Below are 25,845 nucleotides of genomic sequence, written 5' to 3'. Positions count from 1 at the left end.
ACAAAAAATGGAAACATTAACAGTATGGCAAAGTCTGATTATTGCACTTTGGGTCGCTGCGATCATGTCAAGGTCGTTTTTAGGTGGAGCTACATTAACTTTACGATTTTCTCCATTAATGACCGGTTTAGTTGTTGGGGTCGTAATGGGAGATATTGCAGGAGCGATGGTTGTAACCGCAGCGATTCAATTGATTTATATGGGGGTATTCTCTCCAGGTGGTACAATGCCTTCTGAGCCGTCCATAGCTGCAGCTATCGCTGTATCAGTGGCTTTATTGGGTGATCTTGCACCTGAAGCTGCTATCGCTGTCGCCGTTCCGGTAGGGCTATTAGGATCTTATTTATACCAATTCCGCTTCTTTATTAATACTTTTCTTGGAAAAGCTACGGATAGAGCGGTTGAAAGCTTAGATCACAATGCCATTTCTCGCTCCGTTGTTCTTTATCCAACGATTGCTTCTTTCATCTTATTCGTTCCACTTGTTTTTATCGCTTTGTTCTGGGGAGCTCCAGTAATTGCGGATGTGATCATAACTTTAGAAGGTACAGTAGTGTTACACATTCTTGAAGTTGTCGGTGGCGGTCTAGCAGCTATTGGTATCGCTACAACCATTTACGTCATTGGTCGTCGTGATTATATGGTGTTTTTCTTATTGGCTTACTTTATGAGTGTGATTTTCAAGGATTTAAACATCACAATGGTAACCTATGCTATTTTAGGTACATTGGTTGCGGCAATATTTGTACTTAGCCGTGGCAACACCGCAAATGCATCTCCAGCAGCCGGTTCACCTTCTGCTGATGGTTTCGACGATGACGATGATGACGATGATTTCTAAAAAAACATTGAATGAAAGGAGAACTAAAAATGACTACTGACACACAAAAACCAATTTCTACTGAAAATAGAAAAGAACTGGCACCAGAAGAAATCACAAAAAAGGATGTTTCTAAAGCTTACCTAAGATGGCACTTTGCAAATGAGATCCCCCATTCGTTTGAACGTTACCTTGCACCATCGTTACTGTATGCCATGATGCCGATTTTGCGCAAGGTATACAAAGAGGATGATGCTTTACGTGCAGCCTATAAAAGACAATTATTGTTCTTTAATACCCAGTTAACATGGGGTGGCGGAATCATAACCGGTTTAATGTCTTCGATGGAACAAGAACGTGCAAAACAAGAGATCAACAACGAAGAAATAACAATGACCGATGATTTAATGTACAATACCAAGGCTGGTCTAATGGGAGCATTATCTGGTATTGGAGACTCCATCGACTCCGGAACGGTACAATATATCTTTATTGCTATTGCTATTCCTTGGGCTCAAAACGGTCAGGCACTTGGGGCTTTATTCCCATTTGCAGCCTTTGCCCTATATCAATTATTCATCGGTTTATTCTTTGCCCGTCAAGGATTCGTTATGGGTAGAAGTGCCACTGGATTAATGCAAAGTGCAGGCGTTCAAAATGCGATTGAACTATTATCGATTTTAGGGTTGTTTATGATGGGAATTCTAGCCGGGAACTATGTAACAGTCGCCTCCTCATTGGAATTCTCCATATCTGGAAGGCCATTTATATTCCAGGAAACACTCGATACGATCTTACCAGGGTTACTACCACTTGCAACCGTTCTAGGTGTGTATTGGTACTATGTCAAGAAGGGGTTAAAAGTTACTCGAGCACTGCTATGGTTGACCCTAATCTTAGTTGTATTAGCTGCAATTGGAATTTTGTAATAAGATAAGAACAGAAGTAAGGATAAGAAAGGAAGTTGAAATTAATGGGAGTAGTAAACTTAGCGCGTGTAGATGAGCGCTTAATTCATGGACAAGTAATGCTGACACTTTCTAGACGTGATGGAGTAAATTCAATATTTGTGGTAGATGACGTTGTAGCAAAGGATAAATTTATGAAAGGTTTGTATAAGAGTGCTGGAGGACGTACAGGACAGAAGACAGTCGTGATGACTCTAGACAAATGCAAATACTATTGGGATGAATTTGAGTTCAAGGAATACAGTTGTATCTTAATTGCCAAAACAGTGAATGTTATGTATGATTTAGTGAAACATGGCGTTCCGATGAAAGAAATAAATATTGGCGGCATTGCTCAAAAAGATGCAACAGATATTTTGGTTACGAAATCAGTTTATTTAAATAAAGAAGATGCGTTAAAATTAAAAGAGTTGAATGAAGAGCACAATGTGGAAAATATCTATTTCCAAGCAACTCCTTCTGCTCCAAAAACCAGTTTGAAAGAAGTTTTGGCAAAATTTAATTTATAATGAGTAAGGATGATAATTGATGGAACAAGATGAACAATTAAAAGATTGGTATGTTCGCTATCATTCAATTTTTGGTAAGCGCTATACACGAAAACGAAAAGATCGTTTTTTAGAAAGTTTATCAGCTGACATCCACCAATTTCGGCCAGATGTGGAGTTGGATACCTTTAAATTGAATGAAAAGGATACAGTAGAATATAAAAATCTTTACGTTGGAGATATAAAAAAAGCAAATACGATTATTTGCACCTATTATGATACCCCAGCTGTTCATCTTGGCCCGTATCAATTTTTCAATGTAAAAAGTCGAATGAAAAATACGATGACGCTCATTTTACTTTCTGCTGCTGTATACATTATTCTCGGTTTACTGTTTACATGGAAAGTGGCTATTCCTGTATTTCAAACAAATTCTTTAGGAAGTGTCCTTTCGCTACTTTGTGTTTTATTCTATATTCTCTATTTTTATTTTTTGAAAAAAGTAACTAGAGGATGGCCAAATAAACACAATTTAGTTCGAAATACATCTTCCGTTTTAGTGCAACTCTATTGCACAAAACAGTTTAGAAATAAGCAGCTGGCATTTGCTTTTTTAGACGCAGGTTGTACGAATAATGCTGGGTTAGAGAAAGTTATGGACCAGAGTGATGCAGTTGTTTGCATGTTAGATAGTATTGGTTCAGAAGAAAACTTGTACCAAGTGATGAGCAATCGTAAATTGGCCATCTCTGGAAATTCAGTAGAGACAGTTGTCTTGCCAGATATCGCAAATGATCGCTTATTGTATGTCATCAGTGGCAGCAAAGAAAAAGACCACTTTACCTTGAGTAAAAAAGAGTTGCAGCAGAATCAACTAAGCGACACGAATATGAACGAAGTCATGCATTTTTTGAAACAATTAGTTGGGAGGAATAATAAATGATTGGAATCATCGTTGCTACTCATGGAAAGATGAGTGATGGCATAGTCAGTGCAGCCGATTTGATTATAGGCAGTACTGAAAATATTAAAACATTAAACTTATTTCAAGAAGATGATGTTCAAGAATTAAATGGAAAATTTTTAAAAGAAATCAAAGCGGTGGATCAAGGCGAAGGGATCATTATTTTCGTGGATTTGGCGGGCGCCAGCCTGTATAACCAAGCTGTTTTAGCTGTAAATTCACTTCCAGATGAACAACAAAAGAACATCCATGTTATCGCAGGTGTCAATTTACCAATGGTCATCGATGCTATCAATCAACGAATGATTGGTTCTTCCATACAAGATGCTGTCGCTTCTGTCATCAGCGAAGCTCAGCAAGGTATCGTATCATGGTCGGCTGAAGACTCTGATACAGATGATGAAGAGGAAGATTTCTAGAGTGAAATGTACTTATTTTAAAAAAACAAAAATCTCCTATTTAAGAGGTTTTTGTTTTTTTGTAGTTTTTTAGAACACGAAGAGAGAAACTTAATTTGATTAAAGCTGCTCTCGGTTATGCTTTATTAAACAACTTTGATAATCGTAAGTTCTACTCTATTATTTAAGAGATACGGACTCATGCCCACCCATCTTCCTTTCAATTATCCATTTTTTTCAATTAGAAACTATGTTAGAATAGGGGCAATTGAAAAAGCAAGGCTGGTGAGGTAGATGGGGCAAAAAAATAGAAAGGGATGGTTTAGAAAGACGCTCATTTTTTTGAGCTGTATTTTTGGAGCGATTGCTTTATTTTCCGTACTGTTTTTTTATCTTGGCACCATTCCGCTAGCTGTCCAAGTTTGGGAACCGCTTGTTAAAGAAGAATTGAAAAAATATGATTTGGAAGAGTATACTCCGGTTGTGCTCGCTATTCTTGCACAAGAATCAGGCGGAAGAAACTTGGATGTGATGCAATCGAGTGAATCAATCGAGTTGCCGCCCAATACAATTAAAAGTCCGAGTCGTAGTATCAAAACGGGCGTCCATTATTTCCAGCAAAGCATTGAGCGGATGGAGCAAACAGATGTTGATTTGGATACGGCTATTCAAAGCTATAACTATGGCTTAGGATACATTGATTACATCAAAGAAAATGGAGGCAAACACACTTCAGAATTAGCAGAAAAATTCTCAAAAGAGTGGGCCGAAAAAATGAACTGGCCTAGTTATGGGGATACCCAGTATGTTTATAGGGTTAATCAGTATAGGAAAAATATAACTGAATAGATGATGAAAGGGCCTTTATCACATTGTGATAAAGGCCCTTTTTTGATGTGCTCGGTATGAGTAATACTATGGTGGTGAAAGTCCACTACTAACTTGACAGTAGGAGCTAAGGTGTCCTTTGCGAGGAGGAATCCAAAGAAGGTGGACACAAACACTCGTATTGACGAATTGAATCAAAAATGTTGTTATTATCCTATTTTATGAATCTAAGCTTTTTTCCTATCATTAGGAAAAAAATTAGTTAGAAAGCGGTGTCAACTTTGGTTATGATAAGTGTGTAAAGAAAAAGAGGAGGGAATACAAATGAAAAGAATTTTTTTAGTATGTGGTTCAGGAGCGTCTAGCGGTTTTATGGCAGCAGCAATAAGGAAAGCTGCTAAGAAAAAGGGGGAAGAAGTTTCAGTTAAAGCAGCTAGTGATTCACAATTAGGTTCAGTTGTGAATCAAATTGATTATTTATTAATCGGCCCTCATCTAGCATATAAAGAAGATGAATTAAGAGAGCAGTGTGCAGCAGAGAATATAAGGGTAACTGTTATACCTCAAATGATTTATGGATCATTGAATGGAGAAAAAGCCCTAGAGTTAGTTCATAAAATGGACGAGGAGTGAGGTAAATGATGGATAAAATTATAGATTTTATGAGCAATAAATTTGCTCCGAAAGTCAATAAGTTAGTAGCAAATCCTTGGGTTTCTTCGATTCAAAGTGCAATGTTAACAGGTTTACCGTTAGTATTTGTTGGCTCAATAATCACCATGGTTTCAATTTTAAGAAATTATTTTGATTGGGTTCCAGATTTTTCAGCTATGAGTACATTCTCGTTTGGGATGTTTGGGTTAATCGTTGCATTTTTAATTCCTTACTATGTTATGGAAAATAAGGGGCATTCAAACAAGTTAATTGCTGGAATAACTTCTCTAGTGTTATATCTAATGTTATTATATCCATCAATTGGAGAAGAAGATATTACTTTTACACTGTCAAGATTTGGTATTGAAGGTATGTTTGTAGCAATTATCTCAGGATTATTTGTAGCAATTGTGATGGACTTTATGGCTACAAAATCATTTTTTGGTGAGGATACAATGATTCCGGACTTTGTAGTTGAGTGGTTTGATAGTTTGATTCCAATCACGGTCATCTTATTTGTAGGTTGGTTAATTACAATTCAGCTTCAAATTGATTTATTCGTTGTGATTCAAGGAATTTTCCTTCCAATTGCACAAGTAGCCTCTACATTTCCTGGTTTTGTATTGTCAGTATTTATTCCAGTATTCTTCTATTCTTTTGGTATTTCAGCTTGGGCAGTATTTCCTGTTTTCTATCCGATTTATATGTCAAACTTAGCAGAGAACATACAAGTGGCAGCATCTGGCGGAGGAGACATGCAAGTTGCAACCCAAGAGACTCTATACGCTTTAATCAGTATTGGTGGTGTAGGTACAACTTTAGCATTGGCAGTTATGATGGCACTTCTAAGTAAATCTCAACAATTAAAAGCCATTGGTAAGGCAGTTGTGGTGCCATCCATTTTCAATATTAATGAACCTTTAGTTTTTGGAGCGCCAATCGCTTTTAATCCTTATTTAATGGTTCCAATGTGGATTAATGGTTTAGTGGTTCCAAGCCTAGTGTATATGATTATGTCTTTAGGTTGGGTTAACATCCCATCGGCAACATATTTATTGTGGTATATGCCTTATCCAATTGCATCATACTTTGCAACACAAGATTGGAGAGCAATATTATGGGCTATTGCAATCTTTGCATTAACATGGATGATTTTCTATCCATTCTTTAAAGCCTACGATAAATCATTATTAATCAAAGAACAAGAAGATGCAGTTGAAGCTGAATAGAAAGGTGATTTAAATGACAAAATTAAATAACAATCAAGAGGCTGAAACAAATGAAGAATTAGATGAATTAACACAAGTTTCTATGAATATATTAATTCATTCAGGCAATGCACGCGATAATTTAGTAAAAGCTTTGACGAGCATTGAAACAAGTAATTTTCAAGAAGCTGATAAATATATTAAACAAGCTCGCCAAGACATTGTTACTGCGCATGGAATGCAAACAAGTACCCTGCAAAAAGAAGCTTCAGGTGAACAAATTAGATATTCTACATTATTTTCTCATGCTCAAGATACAATGATGACAGCACAAAGTGAGATACTAATTGGAGAACATTTAATTAAAATTTTTAAAACAATAATATCAAAAAAATAGGAGGAGTATCTGTGACTAAAAATTATCAAATGCCTAAAAATTTCTTGTGGGGTGGAGCAATCGCCGCAAACCAAGCGGAAGGAGCACATGATATTGGAGGAAAAGGAAAGAGTATTGCTGATGTTCATAAATACGAACCAAATAAAACAAATGATGAGATTCAAGCAGATCAAAAAATTGGAATGACGATTAAACAAATCGAAGATAATTTAAGTGACAAAGAAGGCTACTATCCAAAACGCCATGGGATTGATTTCTATCATACTTACCCAGATGATTTAGAATTATTGGCTGAGATGGGATTCAAAACTTTTAGAACATCCATTGATTGGTCTAGGATTTTCCCTAATGGTGATGAAGAAGAACCTAATAAAGAAGGATTGAAATTCTATGATAATTTAATAGATAAAATTATTGAATTAGGTATGGAACCCATTATTTCAATGCTGCATTACGAAACTCCACTTAATATTTCATTGAAATATGGGGGGTGGCATAACCAAAAAGTCGTAGGTATGTTTTATCGCTATGGAAAAGTATTATTAGACCGTTATCAAGAAAAAGTTAAATACTGGATTATTATTAACCAAATTAACTTAATCGGTTATGAGCCTTTTAATTCAGTAGCAATACCTGTAGATGCGGTTGAAAATTACGAAGCAGCTACTTATCAAGCAATTCATAATCAATTTGTGGCAAGTGCTAAAATTAAAAAATATGCTAATCACTTAAACCCAGATTTAATGATTGGAACGATGGCATCAGATGTAACTGTTTATCCAGCATCCTCAAAACCTGAAGACAATTTGTTGGCGTTCAAAAAGAACCGTATGGAATATTTCTTTACAGATGTACAGTTTTTCGGAGAATACCCAGAGTATATGTTGAATTATTTTAATGAGAATGATATAGAAGTGAACATTACAGAAGAAGATAAAAGACTATTGAAAGAGCATACTTTAGATTATTTAGCAATTTCATATTACTATACTAACACAGCAGATGCATCTAAAAATGAGTTGAAACAAGTCTCCGTATCGCCGAATCCAAATGTTGAAGAAAGTCCTTGGGGATGGAATATTGATCCAATTGGTTTTTATATAGCAATTTCCTCTTATTGGGATCGCTACCGCAAACCAATTGTTATTGCTGAAAATGGATTTGGAATGTACGATAAATTAGAAGAAGGGACGGTCCATGATCAGTATCGTATTGATTATCTGTCAAAGCATATTTCAGCAATGAAGCGAGCTATGGCTGACGGCGCAGAGGTGATTGCCTATTGTGCATGGGGTCCAATTGATATTGTTAGTTGCTCTTCTGCTCAAATGAATAAACGCTATGGATTTGTATATGTTGATTTAGATAATGAAGGACAAGGTTCTGGAGAACGTATTAAAAAAGATAGTTTCTATTGGTACAAAAATGTAATCGAAACAAACGGAGAAATTTTATAATTTTATAATTAAGGAAAAGGTTGATTATTATGATAAATAATCAACCTTTTCCTTGAATTTGAGGTGGAAGAGATGTTGAATAAAAAGCATAAGGAGCTTTTAAACTTTCTTTTAAAACAAAACGGTGAATGGACAACATCAAATAAACTAGCTTTGTCCTTCAATGTCACAAGCAGAACAATTAGAAATAGAGTAGCAAAAATCAATGAAGAAATCCCTGATTTAATTGAATCTAGTAACTTAGGATATGCTATTAATAGAGAAAATTACGAAATGCTTATTAAAAATACAGAGACTGATTATTCAAATAATAGTTCAAGAGATCCATTAATTCTTTTAGAGCTATTGAAAAATTCGAAAAATGGAATTAATTTATTTGATTTAAGTGAAAAACTATATATTGCTGAATCCACATTAAATAACGATCTTCAAAGATTGAGAAATAATCTGTCGTCCAATAATTTGCAGATCTCAGTGAAAAATAATATTATCAAACTTGAAGGGGCTGAAAGATTTAAACGACAGTATATGGTTACTTTGTTATACAATGAAGGCGATATGCAGGACGAGTTGTCTGAAACCATTCAAAAAATGATTGGTTATATATCTTTAAGGTATTTAAGAAAGGCAATTAAAACTGTTCTAGACAATCACAATATCATAGCGAATCATTATGCGCTGGACAATACTGTGTTGCATTTTGCGGTTAGCATTGAAAGAATTAGCCAAGGTTATATTCTTTCGGAAGATGAAGAGAATACTAAATTAACAATTAATTTAAAAAAAGAACTAGATATCACTAAAGAAATTGTTGCACAGTTATCCAAAAAATATAATTTGAAATTTCCCGACACAGAAGTATTTCAATTATCTTTACAATTTGTTGGGTTACAAGATAAATCTGTTTCTTATAATGATAGAACAAATATTGAAGATTATATTAATGAAAATATTATCGATGTATTAAGAGTAGTTCTCTCTCGAACAGAAAAAATTTATTTGATTGATTTTAGTGATCAAGAATTTTTTAATAAGTTAGCTGTTCACTTACAAAGCTTACATTATCGCTCTAAATTTAAAACATACACTAGAAATAGCAGTATAATGGATATTAAAATAAATTATCCCATTACTTACGATGTTTCTGTTTATATTTCTTCACTAATTCAGGAGAAGTTGGATATACAATTTAACGAGGATGAAATTGCTTTTATTGCATTGCATGTTGGAACACTATTAGAGAAACAAAAGACGAACGAAAAAAATATTAAGCTATTATTATTTGTAAATGACTATCATAATATATCCAATCAATTGAAAGAAAGCATTGAAAAAGCACTAAATAGTAATGTCACTATTTTTTCTATTAATTCAATAGAGGAATTAGAATATCGTCAGTATGATTTACTAGTGACGACAAATAGAGATATTGCGACACAATTTGATGATTCAGTTTTCATAAAGCCATTTCTAACAGAACGAGATGTTAATGTATTAAGAAAACGTGTAGAAAATAAGAAAAGAGTTCATAAAAAAGCAGCATATAATCTATTAATTGAAAAATATTTTAACCCAAAGTTATTTTTTAATAAGCTAGATACGCTGGAGATGGATGTTCCAGATGTATTAGACAGAATGGTTGAAGAATTAATTGACCAAGACTATGTTGATGATAGTTTTTATATTAGTATACAAAAAAGAGAAGGAATGTCATCCACCAGTTTTCCGTCATGTATAGCGATTCCTCATTCGGTAGAATTAGATGCCATTAAAAGTGGTATTTCAATTTTAACATTGCAGGAACCAATCAAGTGGGCAGATTATAAGGTAACCATGGTTGCGATGGTGGCTATTAATAAGAAAGAAGCAAAAACATTCAATAAGTTATTCGAAATTTTTACTGAAATAGTGTCAGATAAACATAACGTGGAACGATTAGCTTCAGCAGAAAATTTCGAAGAGTTTTTAATGCATTTAAAATTGATGATTGCTCTCTTAATATAGAAAAACAGCCAATAACCTTCATCATTTCTTTGTTTGCTAATCTTATTCTTTGAGTTCCTTGTAAACACCCTATTTTGCGATTTACTGCTATTCAAAGTTATAACTATGGCTTAGAATATATTGATTACATTAAAGAAAATGGAGGCAAACACACTCCAGAATTGGCAGAAAAATTTTCAAAAGACTGGGCAGAAAAAATGGACTGGCCTAGTTATGGAGATACTGAATATGTTTACAGGGTTAATCAGTATAGAAAAAATTTAATTAAATAGAAGTCGGAGGAACCTTTATTACAATGAGATAAAGGTTCTTTTTGCTTTAAGTGAAAGTTGGTAATAATTCAAATTTAATGGCAATATTAACTAGTTATCATTTATCGTATTTTTTTTGTTAGTGTACGGGTGTTGTTAAACAAAATAATAATCTATTAAATATTTGGGTAATTGAGTTTGTAGGGGTTACAAATATGGGGTTGTTTGTCGTTATTATTATAGTGTTTGTTTATTAAAAAATCAAAAGGAGGAATTTTATAATGAGTGTACAAACAGAAAATTTTATCAACAAAGTAAAAGGAGGGGCTACAGCATTGTGGTCCGTCTATAAAGTTCTACCATCAGTGGCCATTGCCCAGGCTGCTCTAGAATCAGCGTGGGGTACATCTGGTCTTGCTGCTAATCACAATAATTTATTTGGCATCAAAGGCAACTATGGCGGGAATGCGGCGAACATGGCTACTTGGGAGGTGTATGGCGGTATAACCTATACTATTACCGCTAATTTTAGATCCTATCCGGATTGGGCAACTTCGATTAAAGACTACGGCGTATTTTTAAACGTAAACAGCCGCTATAAAAAAGCTTTAGGTCTAACGGATTACAAAAAGCAGATCAAAGCCATTCACGAAGCCGGCTACGCTACGGATCCACATTACCAAACTAAAATCATTTCTATTATTGAAGCAAACGATTTGGCAAAATTTGATAAACAGGTATTAAGTAGTGCAGCAATTGCTCCTAGCAAACCGTCATCAGCACCGACCAAACTAACAAGCAATAAAATCACAGGTGACAGCTACATTGTTAAGTCGGGAGACACATTGTCAGTGATTTCTAACAGAAGTGGCGTGAGCGTGGATAATTTAGTTAAGTGGAACGGCATTAAAAATAAGAATATCATTCAAACGGGGCAAATATTGAAATTAAAAGCATCTGCTGCAAAGCCAGCTACTTCAAAGAATAAAACGTATACCGTTAAATCAGGCGATACTCTAAGTGGAATTGCATTGAAATTGGGATCAACCGTTAAGAAGCTGCAAGACAAAAATGGCATTAAAGATGCTAATAAAATTTACATTGGACAAAAAATTAACTACTAGCATAACCAACCCTATCTCATTAAGAGGTAGAGTTAATTTTTTGCGGATTTTTTTTATTGCGTTCTAATCGAACTATTTTGATTGTTCAAATCTTATTAAGAACCTTAACCAGCATGGAACAGCCGAGTTAAGGTAAATAAAAGTAGATTGCGTACCTTATCTCATAAGCAAAGCAATGGTGAAGGTCCGCAAACACCTTTTAAATACCGGAACAATGAAACTTTATTCTACTTAAGGTGCTTAAATCAAATATTGAGAGATTTTAATCGTTTTGTGCATTTCGGCTGCGCCGAAATGGTCTGACTTAAGGTTATTAAAACTGTTGCGTGCCTTAACAAGGATGTAGCAACAGAGTTAGGTCACGGTAAGCTTCTTTCCGTGACCTAATAGGTTACGATTCCTCTTCTTGGGTCACGCAAAACCTATTTAAGTGCCTTAAAGATTAGAATTCTCTATCTTTAGGTCGCACAAATCAAATTTTCGAGAGATTTTCAATGAGGTTCATTTTGGCTGTGTCCGAAATGGCCCGATTCCTTCCAAGCCAGTAACTTTCGCCTATGCGAAAGTTTTCCTCTCTGTGTTATACTAATTGAAAACGCATTGATAAGGAGTAATAACATGAAAGTAGTCATTATAGGAGCTTCTTTTGCTGGGGTAGCAGCAGCTTTAGAAGTTCGGAAAAAACAGTCCGATGCAGAAATTATGTTGCTGGAAAAGCAGTCTACGTTAGGGTATATTCCGAATGGATTGCATTTGTACTGGGAGAATAAGATTGACGACTTAGAATCAGCTTACTTCATTACTAAAGAGCAATTGGGAAAGCAAGGCATTCGCTATTGCTTAGAAGCCTCTGTTGAAAAAATTCACACGGTTCACAAAACAGTCGATTATCTCCGTCATGGACAAGAAGTAACGATCGCTTATGATAAGTTGATTATTGCAACGGGTTCGAGCCAGTTGTCGCAAAAAATCAGCGGCAGCAGTGGCGAAAGTGTCTTGAAGTACAAACGGCACCATGAAGCCCAAGCTGCTCTCGCCAAAATGGAAGCCAGCCAAAGTGTAACCATTATTGGAGCTGGTCAAGTCGGAGTAGAAGCAGCCGATTTGCTGAGCCAACAGCAAAAGAAAGTTACGTTGATCGAAAGTATGGACTATGTGTTATTCAAATACTTTGATAGAGACATGATCCAGCCCTTGCAGCAGAAAATGGTTGAACAAGGGATCGATTTGCGCTTGAACCAAACGGTTTCTTCTATTACAACTGATGCGGATAAACAAGTAACGGTTCGATTTGGAAATGAAATGGTTACGAGTGATACCGCTATCTTAGGGGTGAATGTGAGACCGGATTTGCACTTTTTAGATGAACACATTCAACTCCATATGGACCAAACGATTGCCGTCGATCGCTATATGCGCACGTCGGTGGAAGATGTTTTTGCCGTGGGGGATTGCATTCAATTGACGTTTGGCGAAGACGACGATACGGTGTACATTCCACTCGTGAACAATGCCGTCCGGACAGGAATCGTAGCGGCAGCTAACCTTGTCCGACCAGAAAGGACTTTCAAAGGCTCCTTACGTACGATTGGGACATCCATATTAGGTTACTACATTGCCAGCACCGGCGTAACAGAAGCCGAAAGTTTGTTTACGGGTCAAACGGTTAAAGCCTACCGTCAAAAAGTGCGCTTAACCAGCCTGCCGGACGCCGATACCGTAACGATCAAATGGATCTACGATGCAGCCAGTCACGTCTTGCTTGGAGCACAAATGATTTCGACTTCAAATATTTTAGAAAAAATCAATACAGTGGCGTTGGCCATTCAAACGAAACAAACCTTGGAAGATTTGCAGCAGAAAGATTATTTCTTCCATCCATCATTTACTCAAATGATTTCGGCCACCAATGTTGTTTCTTGGCTAGAAGTGAGGGATGACGGAAATGAAGATTGAACACTTTCTTGAGAAAAATGAAATCAGAGAAGTTACGATTTTTAAACAACTCGTGCTGAACGGCGGCGAACTCTCTTATGCGGACATGCTGGACTATTTGAGTGTTGCTAAAGCTTCGCTCGATAAAGATTTGGAATCCATTTCTTTTCGGATTCAATCGCTTGCCGACCAGGTGCACATCAGCTATGATGGTCAATTCATTTCCTTAACCATGAGCGACGAATTTTCTTTACAGCAGATTTATCAACTCTATTTGAATCAGTCGGTCAAAGTGAAACTGATCAGTTTTTTATTCAAGCATCAAGAATTTTCGATTACTCAGCTGACACAAAAGCTGGCGATCAGCGATTCTTCATTATTCCGTAAAATCAAAGAATTGAACAGCTATTTGAAAGAGTTTGGCATCAAAATCCGTAATGGGCAGCTGCATGGCGAAGAATTGCACATTCGGTATTTCTACTTTCAATTTTATAGTTATGTTGAAGACAAAGATGCGCTCAGCACTTCGTATACAGATAAGCACGTGACTCAAATGGCACAAGCCGTAGAAAGTTTTCTGGAAGTCACGATTGAACCAGAAAACAAACAACGCCTAAACGTTTGGATGCTCATTAGTAAAAACCGCGTCAATTGCAAAGAGAAGAAATACGTACATTTGCACAAGCAAATGCAGCCTTACTTAGAAGATCCGTTGTACCAAAAAATCCGCATTATGGTTTTGCGCTACTTCAGCCGTTATTCGATTGAAGTCGATGAAGAAGAAGCCATGCTGCACTTTGCCTTTCTACTAGCTTTTCCGATCCTGACTGAATATGACTTTCACGAATATAGGCTGGAACGTGACCGCCGTGCACCTATTGCAGATCTGGATACGTACATTGTGGAAACCATTATTATTCATTACAAGTTCCGCCGATTGCCGTACATGTTGGAACGCGATATGTATTATCACCTTTCTCATATCCACACAAAACTGTATTTCTTCCAAGGCGATATTGAAATCTATGACTATGAAGAAATGCTGGCCAAAGAGAAGCAGTTTACCGGCAGGGACTTGGTTTCATTTGCGCATACATTACTGTCCATCAGTACAAACAAATTCGGGATCAAAGAAGCAGAAGAAAACAGTCTATTGAAAATGGAGTTGCTGAAATACAGCAGTTTACTGGCCATTATTTCGTTTAAGATGACAGCCATCGTGCAAATCGGGATCGATTTAAAAATGGAAAACATTTATACGGAAACACTGAATCAGCTGCTTATCCTGAAGATGCGCCATATCAACGGCATCCGCGTAGAAGCCTGCCAGCCGGGTAAAACGTACGACCTCATTCTAACCAATGAGCAACCCACCCAAAAGGACCACTACGGTGAAGCCAAAGTGTATGTCCTCTCTGAGATCTTGTCACCGTTCGACATGAAGAACATCCAAAGAATCGTGCAACAGTTGAATGCTTAGAGATAGGTGTTAAATCATATATGGCCGATGAATTATGTTTGGAAAAATTGTTTGCCTGCCTTAACGAGGTTTGTTCTACATGCTTAGGGCAGGGAAAACTGGTTCTTGTGCCTTAACTAGCATGAGTTCATCAAGTTAGGGAAGGGAAATCCATTTTGCGTGACCTAATGTTGCTCTATATAAAGGGTTGGGTTACGCAACGTCCTAAATAAAAAATAACCATCTAAAAGCGATAACCGCTTGGGATGGTTATTTTTTGGTTATACATAATACGAAGCTCTTCCTGTATCAATTAGCACGTATTCCTTTTGCAAGGCAGAACGAATTCTCTTCTCAGAACACAATCCGCCACACCAATCGTAGATAGTTGGTACAGTCAGTTTTCTATCTGGAAACAAGCATTTGAATTCCAATACGTGCCTTAAAATGATCGTTGAAACACGTTCATTATGACCACATATTTTACATCTATAAAATTTATTTTTGTGTTTAATCCCTGGGATGAATCGCTCGCATTCTGAGCAGATGATGCCTTTTTTACATTCCTCATAAGTATATTCCGGAACGCCATTTAAATAGGGCTTTGTTTGAGCAGATAGTTCGCATAATGTTTTAGCGAGGAGAAAGTGTTTTGCAGAAAGAGGTTCTAACTGTGCAGTTAATTTTCTGAAATGCTTTGGAAAAGTTGCGCGCACCAAAACTTTTTGCATGTTTTCTACGTCGTATAACATAAACTCAGGATGCACAAATGCAACAAAGGGTCTAATGGGCATTGTTATTTGAAGGGTTTCCAGTAAGCTTTGCAGTAAAGAAGTATTCCGGTTAATTCTTTCTGTAGGGCTATGGAAGGAATTTCCAGATGAGATAGATACAAGAAATCCATCTTTATAGATATATTCCCCTCCATAATTTTTTACCTCATACAGTATGATTTCTTGCGCAGTGATGATCAATGCATCAATTTGAAATTGAGTGCTGCCGATTGCTAGTGGTAAATCATTCAAAATGAGGCAATCGTCGGTTAATTCAACTGTCAGTGTATCTAAGTGACACTCACCTGGATAACCTTTTACTTGGTTCTGGTACTCATTCCAGTTTTCTTGAGAAAACTTAATTCGATTTTTCAAATACTCCAGCATAAGTAATTTGTCAGACTTTTTACGTTTTTTATATATCATTTTGCACTCTCCTTTCTATCTAAATGTTCGCAAAAACCACTTTTTTATTTCTAAAAATGTAACTTTATTTATCAAATGGACTTTATCGGTATCAAGTCAGATCATTTCGGTCACACCCGAAATACACCGCATTGAAAATCTCTCGAAAATTTGATTTGCGTAACCTAAAGAGAGGATCTATTACTTGTTAAGCACTTAAATAGGTTTTGCGTGACCTAAGAAGAGGAATCATAACCTATTAGATCACGAAAAGAAGTTTACCCTGCCCTAAGTCCGTTGCTGCATCTTAGTTAGGGCACGTAACGAACTTTAACGGCTCAAGTCAGAGCATTTCGGTCACACCCGAAATGTACCGCATTGAAATGCTTTAAAAATTTGATTTGCGTAACCTAAAGAGAGGATTTATTACTTGTTAAGGCACTTAAATAGGTTTTGCGTGACCTAAGAAGAGGAATCATAACCAGTTAAGTCACGGGAAGAAGTTTACCGTGCCCGAAGTCCATTGCTGCATCTTAGTTAGGGCACGTAATGGTCTGACTTGAAAATCTCTCGAAAATTTGATTTGCGTGACCTAAAGAGAGGACCTATTACTCGTTAAGGCACTTAAATAGGTTTTGCGTGACATAGGAAGAGGAATCATAACCAGTTAAGTCACGGAAAGAATTTTACCGTGCCCTAAGTCCGTTGCTGCATCTTAGTTAGGGCACGCAACAGACTTTCCCCATCAAGTCAGACCTTTTCGGCTACCGCCGAAAAGTACAAAATGTAAAAACCTTTCAAAAAATTTCGAAAGTCTAAAAAAGATGACATTTTATCATCGGGAAAAACGGTTACAATAAACGTATTAAGAAATCGTTTTCAAACATAAGGAGGAAAATAACATGACAGAGAAAAAATACATTATGGCAATTGACCAAGGAACGACCAGCTCGAGAGCAATTATTTACGATAAAAAAACAAACACCATTGGGAGCTCACAAAAAGAGTTTACTCAAATTTTCCCACAAAGCGGATGGGTAGAACACAATCCGAATGAAATTTGGAATTCGGTACAATCTGTAATTGCTGGGGCCTTTATTGAATCCGGTGTCAAACCAGAAGAAATCGCTGCAATTGGTATCACGAACCAACGTGAAACAACCATCATTTGGGATAAAAAAACAGGACGCCCGATTTACAACGCGGTCGTATGGCAATCACGCCAATCTGCACCAATTGCAATGGAATTACAAGAAGCTGGACACTCGGAAATGATCCACGAAAAAACCGGTTTGGTCATTGACTCGTATTTCTCAGCTACTAAAATCCGCTGGATCCTTGACCACGTAGAAGGCGCTCAAGAACGCGCTGAAAAAGGTGAATTGCTATTTGGAACAGTCGACACATGGTTAGTCTGGAAATTAACGGGCGGCGAATCATTCGTTACCGACTATTCAAATGCCAGCCGGACAATGTTGTACAACATTCATGATTTAGAATGGGATCAAGATATATTAGATTTATTGAATATTCCGCGCGCGATGATGCCGGAAGTAAAATCCAACTCAGAAGTTTACGGCAACACAACGAACTACCATTTCTACGGTGCTAACACGCCTATCTCAGGGATGGCTGGAGACCAACAAGCCGCTTTATTTGGCCAAATGGCTTTCGAACCAGGAATGGTGAAAAACACTTACGGAACGGGTTCATTTATCGTGATGAACACAGGCGAAACACCGCAATTATCAGAAAACAACTTGTTAACAACAATTGGCTACGGCATTAACGGCAAAATTTACTATGCTTTAGAAGGAAGTATTTTTGTAGCTGGATCCGCTATTCAATGGTTGCGTGACGGATTAAAAATGATTGAAAACTCACCTGAATCAGAAGCTCTAGCTAAAGCTTCTACAAGTGAAAATGAAGTTTTCGTTGTGCCGGCTTTTACTGGACTTGGTGCACCTTACTGGGATTCAGATGCACGAGGATCTGTTTTTGGATTAACTCGCGGTACAACGAAAGAAGACTTTGTTAAAGCTACTTTACAATCCATTGCTTACCAATCACGTGACGTTGTAGATACCATGAACAAAGATGCTGGCATCGACATTCCATTATTGAAAGTAGATGGCGGAGCCGCAAATAACGATTGGTTATTGCAATTCCAAGCAGACATTTTAGGTACTAAAGTCCAACGTGCACACAACTTAGAAACCACTGCTTTAGGAGCAGCTTACTTAGCTGGTTTAGCTGTTGGATTCTGGGAAAGTATGGATGAAATTCAAGACATGTACGAACAAGGGGCTATCTTTGAACCGCAAATGCCAGAAGCAGAACGCGAAAAATTATACAAAAACTGGAAATTAGCAGTCAAAGCTACACAAGTCTTTAAGCCGGAAGCGTAAAAGGAGGCACGAAAAATATGGTTTTTTCCATTAAACGAAGAAAGCAGGATATCAAAGCATTAAAAGAAGAAACATTGGATGTCTTAATTATCGGTGGAGGGATCACAGGCGCTGGAACGGCTTTACAAGCCAGCGCTTCTGGTCTTAAAACAGGACTTGTCGAGATGCAGGACTTTGCAGAAGGAACTTCTTCTCGCTCGACCAAATTGGTTCATGGCGGATTACGCTACTTGAAAAACTTCGATGTTGAAGTTGTAGCGGATACGGTTCAAGAGCGTGCTGTCGTACAAGGGATCGCACCTCATATTCCAAAAGCAGACCCAATGATTTTGCCGATTTATGATGAACCCGGTTCAACGTTTTCGATGTTTTCCTTGAAAATCGCAATGGATCTCTATGATCGATTAGCAGACGTTACCGGAACAAAATACGCAAACTACACGTTGACAAAAGAGGAAGTCCTAGAACGCGAACCGCAGCTGAAAAGCGAAGGCTTACTAGGTGCTGGAGTCTACCTGGACTACCGCAATAACGACAGCCGCTTGGTGATTGAAAACATTAAACGTGCTGCTGCAGACGGTGGACACATGGTTAGTCGGGTCAAAGTTGTTGGCATTTTACACGATGAAAATGACAAAGTTTCTGGAGCAGAAGTGGAAGACTTATTGACCGGTGAAACATTTGCGATCAAAGCACGCGTTGTCTTAAATACAACGGGTCCATGGTCTGACACCATTCGTCAAATGGATGCTAAATTAGATGCTGTTCCCCAAATGCGCCCCACAAAAGGGGTTCATTTGGTAGTCGACAACAAAAAATTATATGTGCCGCAACCAACTTACTTTGATACAGGTAAAAATGATGGCCGGATGGTTTTTGTGATTCCGCGTGAAGAAAAAACGTATTTTGGAACAACCGACACAGATTACAAAGGCGATTTTGCACATCCAACGGTTGACCAAGAGGATGTCGATTACCTTTTAGATATCGTTAACACTCGCTACCCTTCAGCAAATATAACCATTGACGATATCGAATCGAGCTGGGCAGGATTACGCCCATTGATCTCTTCAAATGGCGGTTCTGACTACAACGGTGGAAACAGCCAACCAATCTCAGACGAAAGCTTTGAAAAGGTGATTTCTACGATCGAACAATACCAAAAAGGCAACGTTGATCGTTATACAGTAGAAGACGCATTAAAAAATATCGAAACCAGCAACTCTGAATTAGAATCCAACCCTTCAGCGATTTCACGTGGAAGTGCGTTAGACATCGATGAAGACGGCTTGATCACCGTAGCTGGCGGCAAATTAACTGACTACCGCAAAATGGCGATTGGCGCAATGAAAGCCGTCATCGAAATACTGCAAAGCGACTTCAACTTATCTTATGAGTTGATTGATTCTGCTAAATACCCCGTATCCGGTGGAGAACTCAACCCGCAAGAAGTCGAAGAAGAAACAGAAACATTAGCGCAAATGGGTGTTGAAAAAGGCCTCAGCGATTCAGCAGGGCTTTACCTTGCTCATCTATACGGTTCAAATGCTCCTAAAGTATTTGCGTTGATAGATGAAGTCGAACAAGTAGAAGGACTGACTTTAGCAGATACGCTAAGCTTATATTACGCTATGGATGAAGAGATGGCGTTAACACCAAGCGACTTCTTGATTCGACGTACAAATCATATGTTGTTTATGCGCGACACTTTGAATGCTATAATTGAACCAGTGATTGCCGAAATGGCCCGTTACTATGACTGGACAGAAGAAGCAAAAGCTCGCTACAGGAAAGAATTAGAGACTGCTATTGCAGAGTCTGATTTAAAAAACTTAAAAGGAGATGGAAATAGATGACTGGAGATACATTACAGATTTTTAGTGAGTTTTTAGGAACAATGATTTTAGTTTTATTGGGTGACGGTGTATGTGCTGCCGTTAACATGAAAAAAAGTAAAGCAGAAGGAGCAGGGTGGGTTGCCATTGCTCTTGGATGGGGAGCAGCTGTAACGATTGCAGTATATGTTTCAGGTTCTATGGGACCAGCTCACTTAAACCCCGCTGTAACTCTTGGAATGGCTATTATTGGTAATTTTGAGTGGGCTTTGGTTGTGCCGTTTATTATTGCTCAAGTACTTGGAGGTATTTTAGGAGCCGTTCTAGTTTGGTTGACGTACTTACCACATTTCAAAGAAACAAAAGACCAAGGTGCTATCTTAGGAACATTTGCAACAGGTCCTGCTATCCGTGATACTGTTAGCAACGTGATGTCTGAAGTAATTGGTACTTTCGTATTAGTATTCGCACTTATGATGTTCGGAAAAAACACATTCACTGATGGGCTAAACCCTCTAGTAGTAGGTGTATTGATTCTTTCAATTGGTCTTTCTCTAGGAGGATCAACAGGCTACGCGATCAACCCTGCACGTGACTTAGGTCCGCGTATCGCACATCAATTTCTGCCGATCGCAAACAAAGGAACGTCAGATTGGGGTTACTCATGGATTCCAGTAGTAGCACCGATGATAGGCGGAGCTATCGCCGCATTGCTTTATATGGTCATTGTTTAATCTCTAATAATAAGTGAATAACCTCCTGTTTATACAGATTAGTATTTGTATAAACAGGAGGTTATTTTTTTAGGTTATTTGACAAATGGTGTTGGTGACTCTTAGGAATTGAAAACTTCCTTCGGGTTTTCAAGCTTCATGGCTACAAGCAGCCACTACTCCTCCAAAAATTTCAAGGTTGTAGAATACTTTAATACCCAAAGTGATAGAACTACTAAGAATAGACAGTGCTTAAAAATACACTTGTCCAAATAGTCGGAATTTCGTCTTATTTTACTACTTGAAAACGTGGTATACTGCTTGGAATAACAGTTGGAGGTTCTTTAAAATGAAACTAAAAAGGAGTTCAAAGCGAAAAGGTTTAAAGGTTGGAATGTTTATTGTGTTAGTCTCCGGTTTTATTCTTTTTTTCAGTATTTCTCAAGAGAATAAAACGTTGGCACAAATGACTAAAAATTATCAATTGTCAGATACATATAAACAAGAAAGTTTGCTAGACCGTGCAAGATTTGTAACGGAAAGAGATGGGGAAGCAACCATCGTTGTTTTAGGGAGTAGTGTAACATTTGGAAAAGGTGCTACTGAAGAACAGCCGGTGTGGGGCAGCTTATTAGAAACCGGTCTGAATGAGTTGGATGGAATCAATGCCAGAGTCATCAATCATGGGTACAGCGGCTACAGTACAACAGATTTAATTTCAAAGAATAAGGTAGAGGCAGTGATCAAGGACAAACCGGATATTATTCTTTTTGAATTGTGTTTGATTAACAATAACCGTCATCCGCAAAATAATATAGAACAAACAAAAGCTGATATCCAATGGATCATGGATACTTTCAGTGAACAGCTGCCGGATACATTGGTCATTTTACAAACCGCAAACCCTACCATTTATAATAATGTGTTTTTAGAACAAGGAAAAGTGACGTATGAGCAATACAATGTCGAGATTGCTGAGTACGTCAAAGAGCAGCAGTGGCCGTTTATTGATACATATCATTTATTGCTGGCTAAAATGGACGATCAAAATATACTGCCTGCAGCTGTTTTGTCTGATCATGTTCACCCAAATGGCGAAGGCTACAACATGTGGTTTAAACTTTTGAAAGACCGGTTGGATATGCCGGTGAGGATGCTGCACTGAAGAACGAAATAAACGGAAGTTATTAAGTTAGATAGTAAATATGAATAAGCTTAAGCAAACTTATTATTTTACAGTTCGGTTATTGACTAAATGAATTAATGTCTGTATCAATATGACGAAGAATCTTATTGATTTCTATAGTCATTACAAGGGTATTTGCGTCATTGTAGGTGAGTTAAATTAACGGAACGATGAGATAAAAGGTATAAAAATATTCTGTGGATAAGAATTATAGCTAGCTTTAAATAAAACAACAAATTTTAATAAATCTGGAATAGAAGTTTTTTTTGATTGAAATCACTTTCCAATACTAATATTAATCATTGGTAAAATAAAATACACTCCTAAAACTAATGAACTATTAATTTCTTAGTTTTAGGAGTGTATTTTATTAAGGTTTACTATTAGCCTTAGATTTTAATTACATGTAGTTTTGTAAAAACCTATTCCTTGGTTTATTCTAAAAATTTCCTTGCAAGGTTTATATTAGTATCAAAAAGTTAATATTTTCAGAATAAACAATTGGAGATTATGAGAAAGTTGAAAACTATTGATTGTAGTACTTATCACTAATTATTGTTTGATATTTTTTTATGAACTTTTCTAACTTCTTTAGCTAAAAGTTCTATAGTATATAATGCTGGTATCTGAGAAGTAATATCTGCATGCTTATTATATTCCTTTGAAATATAATACGGAATATTTACATCAGAAAGTTGAGAAATTGTTGATTTAGAGCTGTTTGTAATTGAAATAATAGAACTATTAGTAAAGTTTAGGTGATTTAAACAATTAATAATTTCGTTAGTTTCTCCTGAAACAGATAAAGCAATGATACAAATTTTTTCAGATAATCCTTTTGATACATAATCAATGGGCAAGTTTACAGGATCTTCAATTCTTAAGGCGATATTAAAAATGGAAGAAAAATAGAGCGAACCATAGGCAGCTATAATATTTGAAGAACCTGAACCTAAGAATAAAATCAATTCTTTATCTTTTAGTAAGTCTACAGCTTCTTTTATTCTTTCTTGATACAAAGGCTGAGTCGTTCTGTTAATAAAGTCGATCATGGCCATTTCATCTATTCCTTCAAGAGGCACTGTACGGCTTTCTTTTAAATACAGATTAAGTTTGATACGGAATTCTGAAAAACCCTCACATTCAAACTTTCTGCAAAAACGCAGGATACTGGTAGGGCTCGTATGTGTGTTAGCGGCTAAGTCTCGTATTCTCATGTAAACAACTTTTTCCAAGTGGGCAGAAATATATTTGTAGATGTCTCTGTCAAGAGAAGTTAATTCAGGAGTATAGTCTAAAAACAACATATTAATCAGTCCTTTCAGTTTTATAAATTAAAGGTAGAACGCCCTGTTACTGTAATGTAACAGGTTCCAAAAGTCAAGATGAAGTTCTAAACAACGATTAATTAAGTTTAGCGTTGTTTTTTATCATATAATAAAACTGTAAATGAAAGCGTTACATTAATGGGAGGTTATATTATGGAAGGATTAAAAATTGTTACGATAGGCGGGGGGTCTAGTTATACTCCAGAATTAATTGAAGGATTCATTAATCGTTATGATGAATTACCAATTAATGAAATATGGCTAGTAGATATAGAAAAAGGACGAGAAAAATTAAATATCATTGGAGATCTTGCCAAAAGAATGGTTGAACAAGCCAAATTGCCTATCAAAATTCATTTGACTTTCGATAGGGAAGAAGCTTTAAAAAATGCGGATTTTGTTACGACTCAATTTCGTGTAGGACAATTAGATGCTAGAGAAAAAGATGAAAAGATACCTTTAAAATACAATACGATTGGGCAAGAAACAAATGGTCCGGGCGGATTATTCAAAGGCTTAAGAACCGTTCCAGTTATTTTAGACATTTGTTCAGATATGGAACGGCTTTGTCCTGATGCTTGGTTGATCAACTTTACTAATCCTGCAGGAATGATTACGGAAGCAGTATTAAGATACAGCAATATAAAAAAAGTGGTTGGATTGTGTAATGGCCCCATTGGAATCGAAAAAGGCATAGCTGAATTACTAAAAGTTGACAAAGATGAGATTTTTGTTGAATTTACTGGATTAAATCATATGGTCTTCGCTAAAAAAATTTATTTGAGAGGCGAAGATGTAACTAAAGATGTTATGGAAAAAATGGTACATCAAGAAGAATCTATTGGATTGAAAAATATTAAAGAAATTGGTTGGGAGCCAGAATTTTTAAAAAAACTTGGAATGATACCAATTGGATATTTAAGGTATTATTATCAAACATCAAGGATGCTAGAAGAACAAAAGAAATCTTTTGAACATGAAGGAACAAGAGCGGAAGTAGTAAAAAAAGTAGAAAAGGATTTATTCAAGTTATATAAAGATCCTAACTTATCAACAAAACCAAAAGAACTAGAACAAAGAGGAGGAGCGTATTACAGTGAAGCAGCCTGTAATTTAATTAATTCTATTTATAACGATAAAAGAGACATTCAAACAGTCAATACTCGAAATAATGGAGCTGTTTTAGACATTGATCCTAATTCGGCTGTAGAGGTGAATTGTGTAATAACAAGTCATGGACCAATCCCACTAACCACTGGAGAACTACCTATTTCAATTAAAGGCTTAGTACAACAAATTAAGTCATTTGAAAGGACAGCTATAGAAGCTGCAGTAACTGGAGATTACAATACAGCTTTACTGGCAATGACTATTAATCCATTAGTCAACAGCGATACAGATGCAAAAAATATGTTAGATGAATTACTTGAAGCGCATGAAGATTTTTTACCTCAATTTAAATCAAAAAAGTAAAGAAAGGAGGACGGATGATGCAACCTTTTAACTTAATAAAAGCCAAAAATTATGAAGAACTAAGTCAGACAGCAAGCGAAATAATTATTAAAGTGTTAAAAGAGAATCCTCATTCTCTTTATTGTTTTGCTGGAGGCGATACTCCTGTAAGAACATTGGAGTTGCTAGTACAAGCTCATCATGAAAAAAAAATCAACTTATGTGAAGCTTACTATATTGGATTGGATGAGTGGGTAGGATTGGATAATTCTAGTGATGGAAGTTGTATATCTTATATGAAAAGGAATTTGTTTGATCCTGCGAATATACCTAAAGAACAGATACATTTTTTTAACGCCAAGTCTAAAGATTTAGAAGAAGAATGTAACTTAGCAAATGAGTATATTAAAAAACATGGAGGGATAACATTATCTTTGTTAGGAGTAGGAGTAAATGGTCATTTAGGGTTTAATGAACCTGGTACTAGTTTTGAAAGTCTTGCTCATGTCGTAGATTTAAATGAAATAACCCAAAAAGTAGGAGAAAAATATTTTGAACAAGATGTAACTATTAGTCAAGGAATCACATTGGGAATCAAACAGATATTAGAATCTCAATATCTTATACTTGAAGCAAGCGGTGAAACAAAAAAAGAAGCTATAAAGAAACTATTAGAAAGTGAAATAACAAAAGATTGGCCAGTAACAGCATTGAAGCTTCATAAAAACTGTACAGTGGTGCTAGACGGAATGCTACAAATTGATATTTAAAAAGCTTTTATAACATTAAA

Annotated in this window: 23 protein-coding genes; 21 read left to right on the top strand and 2 right to left on the bottom strand. The window is 36.5% G+C overall.

All coding sequences use genetic code 11. The annotated features are described in order from the left end of the window. Window positions 1–7: 7 nt before the first annotated feature. The 15 genes from JHE06_RS07855 (at window position 8) to JHE06_RS07785 (ending at window position 14,976) form a co-directional block, all read left to right on the top strand. On the top strand, window positions 8–841 hold the full coding sequence (locus JHE06_RS07855) for a PTS mannose/fructose/sorbose/N-acetylgalactosamine transporter subunit IIC (RefSeq protein WP_201088425.1): 834 nt from the start codon (window positions 8–10) through the stop codon (window positions 839–841). Between the two features lie 29 nt (window positions 842–870). Continuing rightward, window positions 871–1,749, top strand: coding sequence for a PTS system mannose/fructose/sorbose family transporter subunit IID (locus JHE06_RS07850; RefSeq protein WP_201088424.1), 879 nt, complete (start codon window positions 871–873; stop codon window positions 1,747–1,749). Between the two features lie 44 nt (window positions 1,750–1,793). Then, window positions 1,794–2,297: a PTS system mannose/fructose/N-acetylgalactosamine-transporter subunit IIB gene (locus JHE06_RS07845; RefSeq protein ID WP_201088423.1), complete on the top strand. Its 504-nt coding sequence runs from the start codon at window positions 1,794–1,796 to the stop codon at window positions 2,295–2,297. 19 nt (window positions 2,298–2,316) lie between these two features. Continuing rightward, window positions 2,317–3,219 (top strand): hypothetical protein, encoded by a 903-nt coding sequence (locus JHE06_RS07840; RefSeq protein ID WP_201088422.1) that lies wholly within the window; start codon window positions 2,317–2,319, stop codon window positions 3,217–3,219. After that, window positions 3,216–3,659 carry a PTS sugar transporter subunit IIA gene (locus tag JHE06_RS07835; protein WP_201088421.1) on the top strand — a complete coding sequence of 148 codons (444 nt, stop codon included), beginning with the start codon at window positions 3,216–3,218 and terminating at the stop codon, window positions 3,657–3,659. Before JHE06_RS07840 ends, JHE06_RS07835 begins: the two co-directional genes overlap by 4 nt. Window positions 3,660–3,980: 321 nt before the next feature. Beyond that, a complete protein-coding gene (locus JHE06_RS07830; protein WP_201088420.1) occupies window positions 3,981–4,487 on the top strand; it encodes a lysozyme family protein in 507 nt (168 codons plus the stop codon). 303 nt (window positions 4,488–4,790) lie between these two features. After that, window positions 4,791–5,099: a PTS sugar transporter subunit IIB gene (locus tag JHE06_RS07825; RefSeq protein WP_201088419.1), complete on the top strand. Its 309-nt coding sequence runs from the start codon at window positions 4,791–4,793 to the stop codon at window positions 5,097–5,099. A gap of 5 nt (window positions 5,100–5,104) precedes the next feature. After that, a complete protein-coding gene (locus JHE06_RS07820) occupies window positions 5,105–6,349 on the top strand; it encodes a PTS sugar transporter subunit IIC (RefSeq protein ID WP_201088418.1) in 1,245 nt (414 codons plus the stop codon). Between the two features lie 13 nt (window positions 6,350–6,362). After that, on the top strand, window positions 6,363–6,725 hold the full coding sequence (locus JHE06_RS07815) for a PTS lactose/cellobiose transporter subunit IIA (RefSeq protein WP_201088417.1): 363 nt from the start codon (window positions 6,363–6,365) through the stop codon (window positions 6,723–6,725). Window positions 6,726–6,754: 29 nt separating this feature from the next. Next, window positions 6,755–8,182, top strand: coding sequence for a glycoside hydrolase family 1 protein (locus JHE06_RS07810; protein ID WP_201089982.1), 1,428 nt, complete (start codon window positions 6,755–6,757; stop codon window positions 8,180–8,182). A gap of 72 nt (window positions 8,183–8,254) precedes the next feature. Beyond that, window positions 8,255–10,186 (top strand): BglG family transcription antiterminator, encoded by a 1,932-nt coding sequence (locus JHE06_RS07805; RefSeq protein WP_201088416.1) that lies wholly within the window; start codon window positions 8,255–8,257, stop codon window positions 10,184–10,186. 74 nt (window positions 10,187–10,260) lie between these two features. Further along, window positions 10,261–10,458: a lysozyme family protein gene (locus JHE06_RS12400; protein ID WP_442861661.1), complete on the top strand. Its 198-nt coding sequence runs from the start codon at window positions 10,261–10,263 to the stop codon at window positions 10,456–10,458. 260 nt (window positions 10,459–10,718) lie between these two features. After that, window positions 10,719–11,561 (top strand): glucosaminidase domain-containing protein, encoded by an 843-nt coding sequence (locus tag JHE06_RS07795; protein ID WP_201088415.1) that lies wholly within the window; start codon window positions 10,719–10,721, stop codon window positions 11,559–11,561. A 618-nt stretch (window positions 11,562–12,179) separates the two neighbouring features. Further along, on the top strand, window positions 12,180–13,517 hold the full coding sequence (locus JHE06_RS07790; protein ID WP_201088414.1) for an FAD-dependent oxidoreductase: 1,338 nt from the start codon (window positions 12,180–12,182) through the stop codon (window positions 13,515–13,517). After that, window positions 13,507–14,976, top strand: coding sequence for a helix-turn-helix domain-containing protein (locus JHE06_RS07785; protein WP_201088413.1), 1,470 nt, complete (start codon window positions 13,507–13,509; stop codon window positions 14,974–14,976). Before JHE06_RS07790 ends, JHE06_RS07785 begins: the two co-directional genes overlap by 11 nt. A gap of 260 nt (window positions 14,977–15,236) precedes the next feature. Here the strand turns inward: JHE06_RS07785 and JHE06_RS07780 are convergent, their stop codons facing one another. After that, window positions 15,237–16,154, bottom strand: a complete 918-nt coding sequence (locus JHE06_RS07780) for a nuclease-related domain-containing protein (RefSeq protein ID WP_201088412.1) — start codon at window positions 16,152–16,154, stop codon at window positions 15,237–15,239. 881 nt (window positions 16,155–17,035) lie between these two features. Between JHE06_RS07780 and glpK the strand changes: the two genes are divergently transcribed. The 4 genes from glpK (at window position 17,036) to JHE06_RS07760 (ending at window position 22,254) form a co-directional block, all read left to right on the top strand. Then, window positions 17,036–18,541, top strand: a complete 1,506-nt coding sequence (glpK, locus tag JHE06_RS07775; RefSeq protein ID WP_058918839.1) for a glycerol kinase GlpK — start codon at window positions 17,036–17,038, stop codon at window positions 18,539–18,541. Between the two features lie 17 nt (window positions 18,542–18,558). Beyond that, on the top strand, window positions 18,559–20,397 hold the full coding sequence (gene glpO / locus JHE06_RS07770; protein ID WP_201088411.1) for a type 1 glycerol-3-phosphate oxidase: 1,839 nt from the start codon (window positions 18,559–18,561) through the stop codon (window positions 20,395–20,397). Continuing rightward, the gene (locus tag JHE06_RS07765) at window positions 20,394–21,110 is read left to right on the top strand and encodes an MIP/aquaporin family protein (protein ID WP_201088410.1); all 717 of its coding nucleotides are present in this window, start codon (window positions 20,394–20,396) and stop codon (window positions 21,108–21,110) included. Before glpO ends, JHE06_RS07765 begins: the two co-directional genes overlap by 4 nt. Window positions 21,111–21,438: 328 nt before the next feature. Beyond that, entirely contained in the window at window positions 21,439–22,254 is an 816-nt protein-coding gene (locus JHE06_RS07760; RefSeq protein WP_201088409.1) for an SGNH/GDSL hydrolase family protein, read from the top strand. Window positions 22,255–22,823: 569 nt separating this feature from the next. Here the strand turns inward: JHE06_RS07760 and JHE06_RS07755 are convergent. Next, window positions 22,824–23,582 (bottom strand): MurR/RpiR family transcriptional regulator, encoded by a 759-nt coding sequence (locus tag JHE06_RS07755; protein ID WP_201088408.1) that lies wholly within the window; start codon window positions 23,580–23,582, stop codon window positions 22,824–22,826. Window positions 23,583–23,756: 174 nt separating this feature from the next. Here JHE06_RS07755 and JHE06_RS07750 point away from each other — a divergent pair, with 174 nt between their 5' ends. Together JHE06_RS07750 and JHE06_RS07745 are read left to right on the top strand one after the other, a co-directional pair. After that, the gene (locus JHE06_RS07750) at window positions 23,757–25,076 is read left to right on the top strand and encodes a 6-phospho-beta-glucosidase (RefSeq protein ID WP_201088407.1); all 1,320 of its coding nucleotides are present in this window, start codon (window positions 23,757–23,759) and stop codon (window positions 25,074–25,076) included. A 14-nt stretch (window positions 25,077–25,090) separates the two neighbouring features. Next, window positions 25,091–25,825, top strand: coding sequence for a glucosamine-6-phosphate deaminase (locus tag JHE06_RS07745; protein ID WP_236253481.1), 735 nt, complete (start codon window positions 25,091–25,093; stop codon window positions 25,823–25,825). Window positions 25,826–25,845 lie beyond the last annotated feature (20 nt).

It is taken from the genome of Carnobacterium sp. CS13, assembly GCF_016653495.1.
In the GTDB taxonomy this organism is placed as follows: Bacteria; Bacillota; Bacilli; order Lactobacillales; family Carnobacteriaceae; genus Carnobacterium_A; species Carnobacterium_A antarcticum.
The sequence above is the reverse complement of the archived record's forward strand: the minus strand, read 5'-3'. Positions and strand labels throughout refer to the sequence as shown.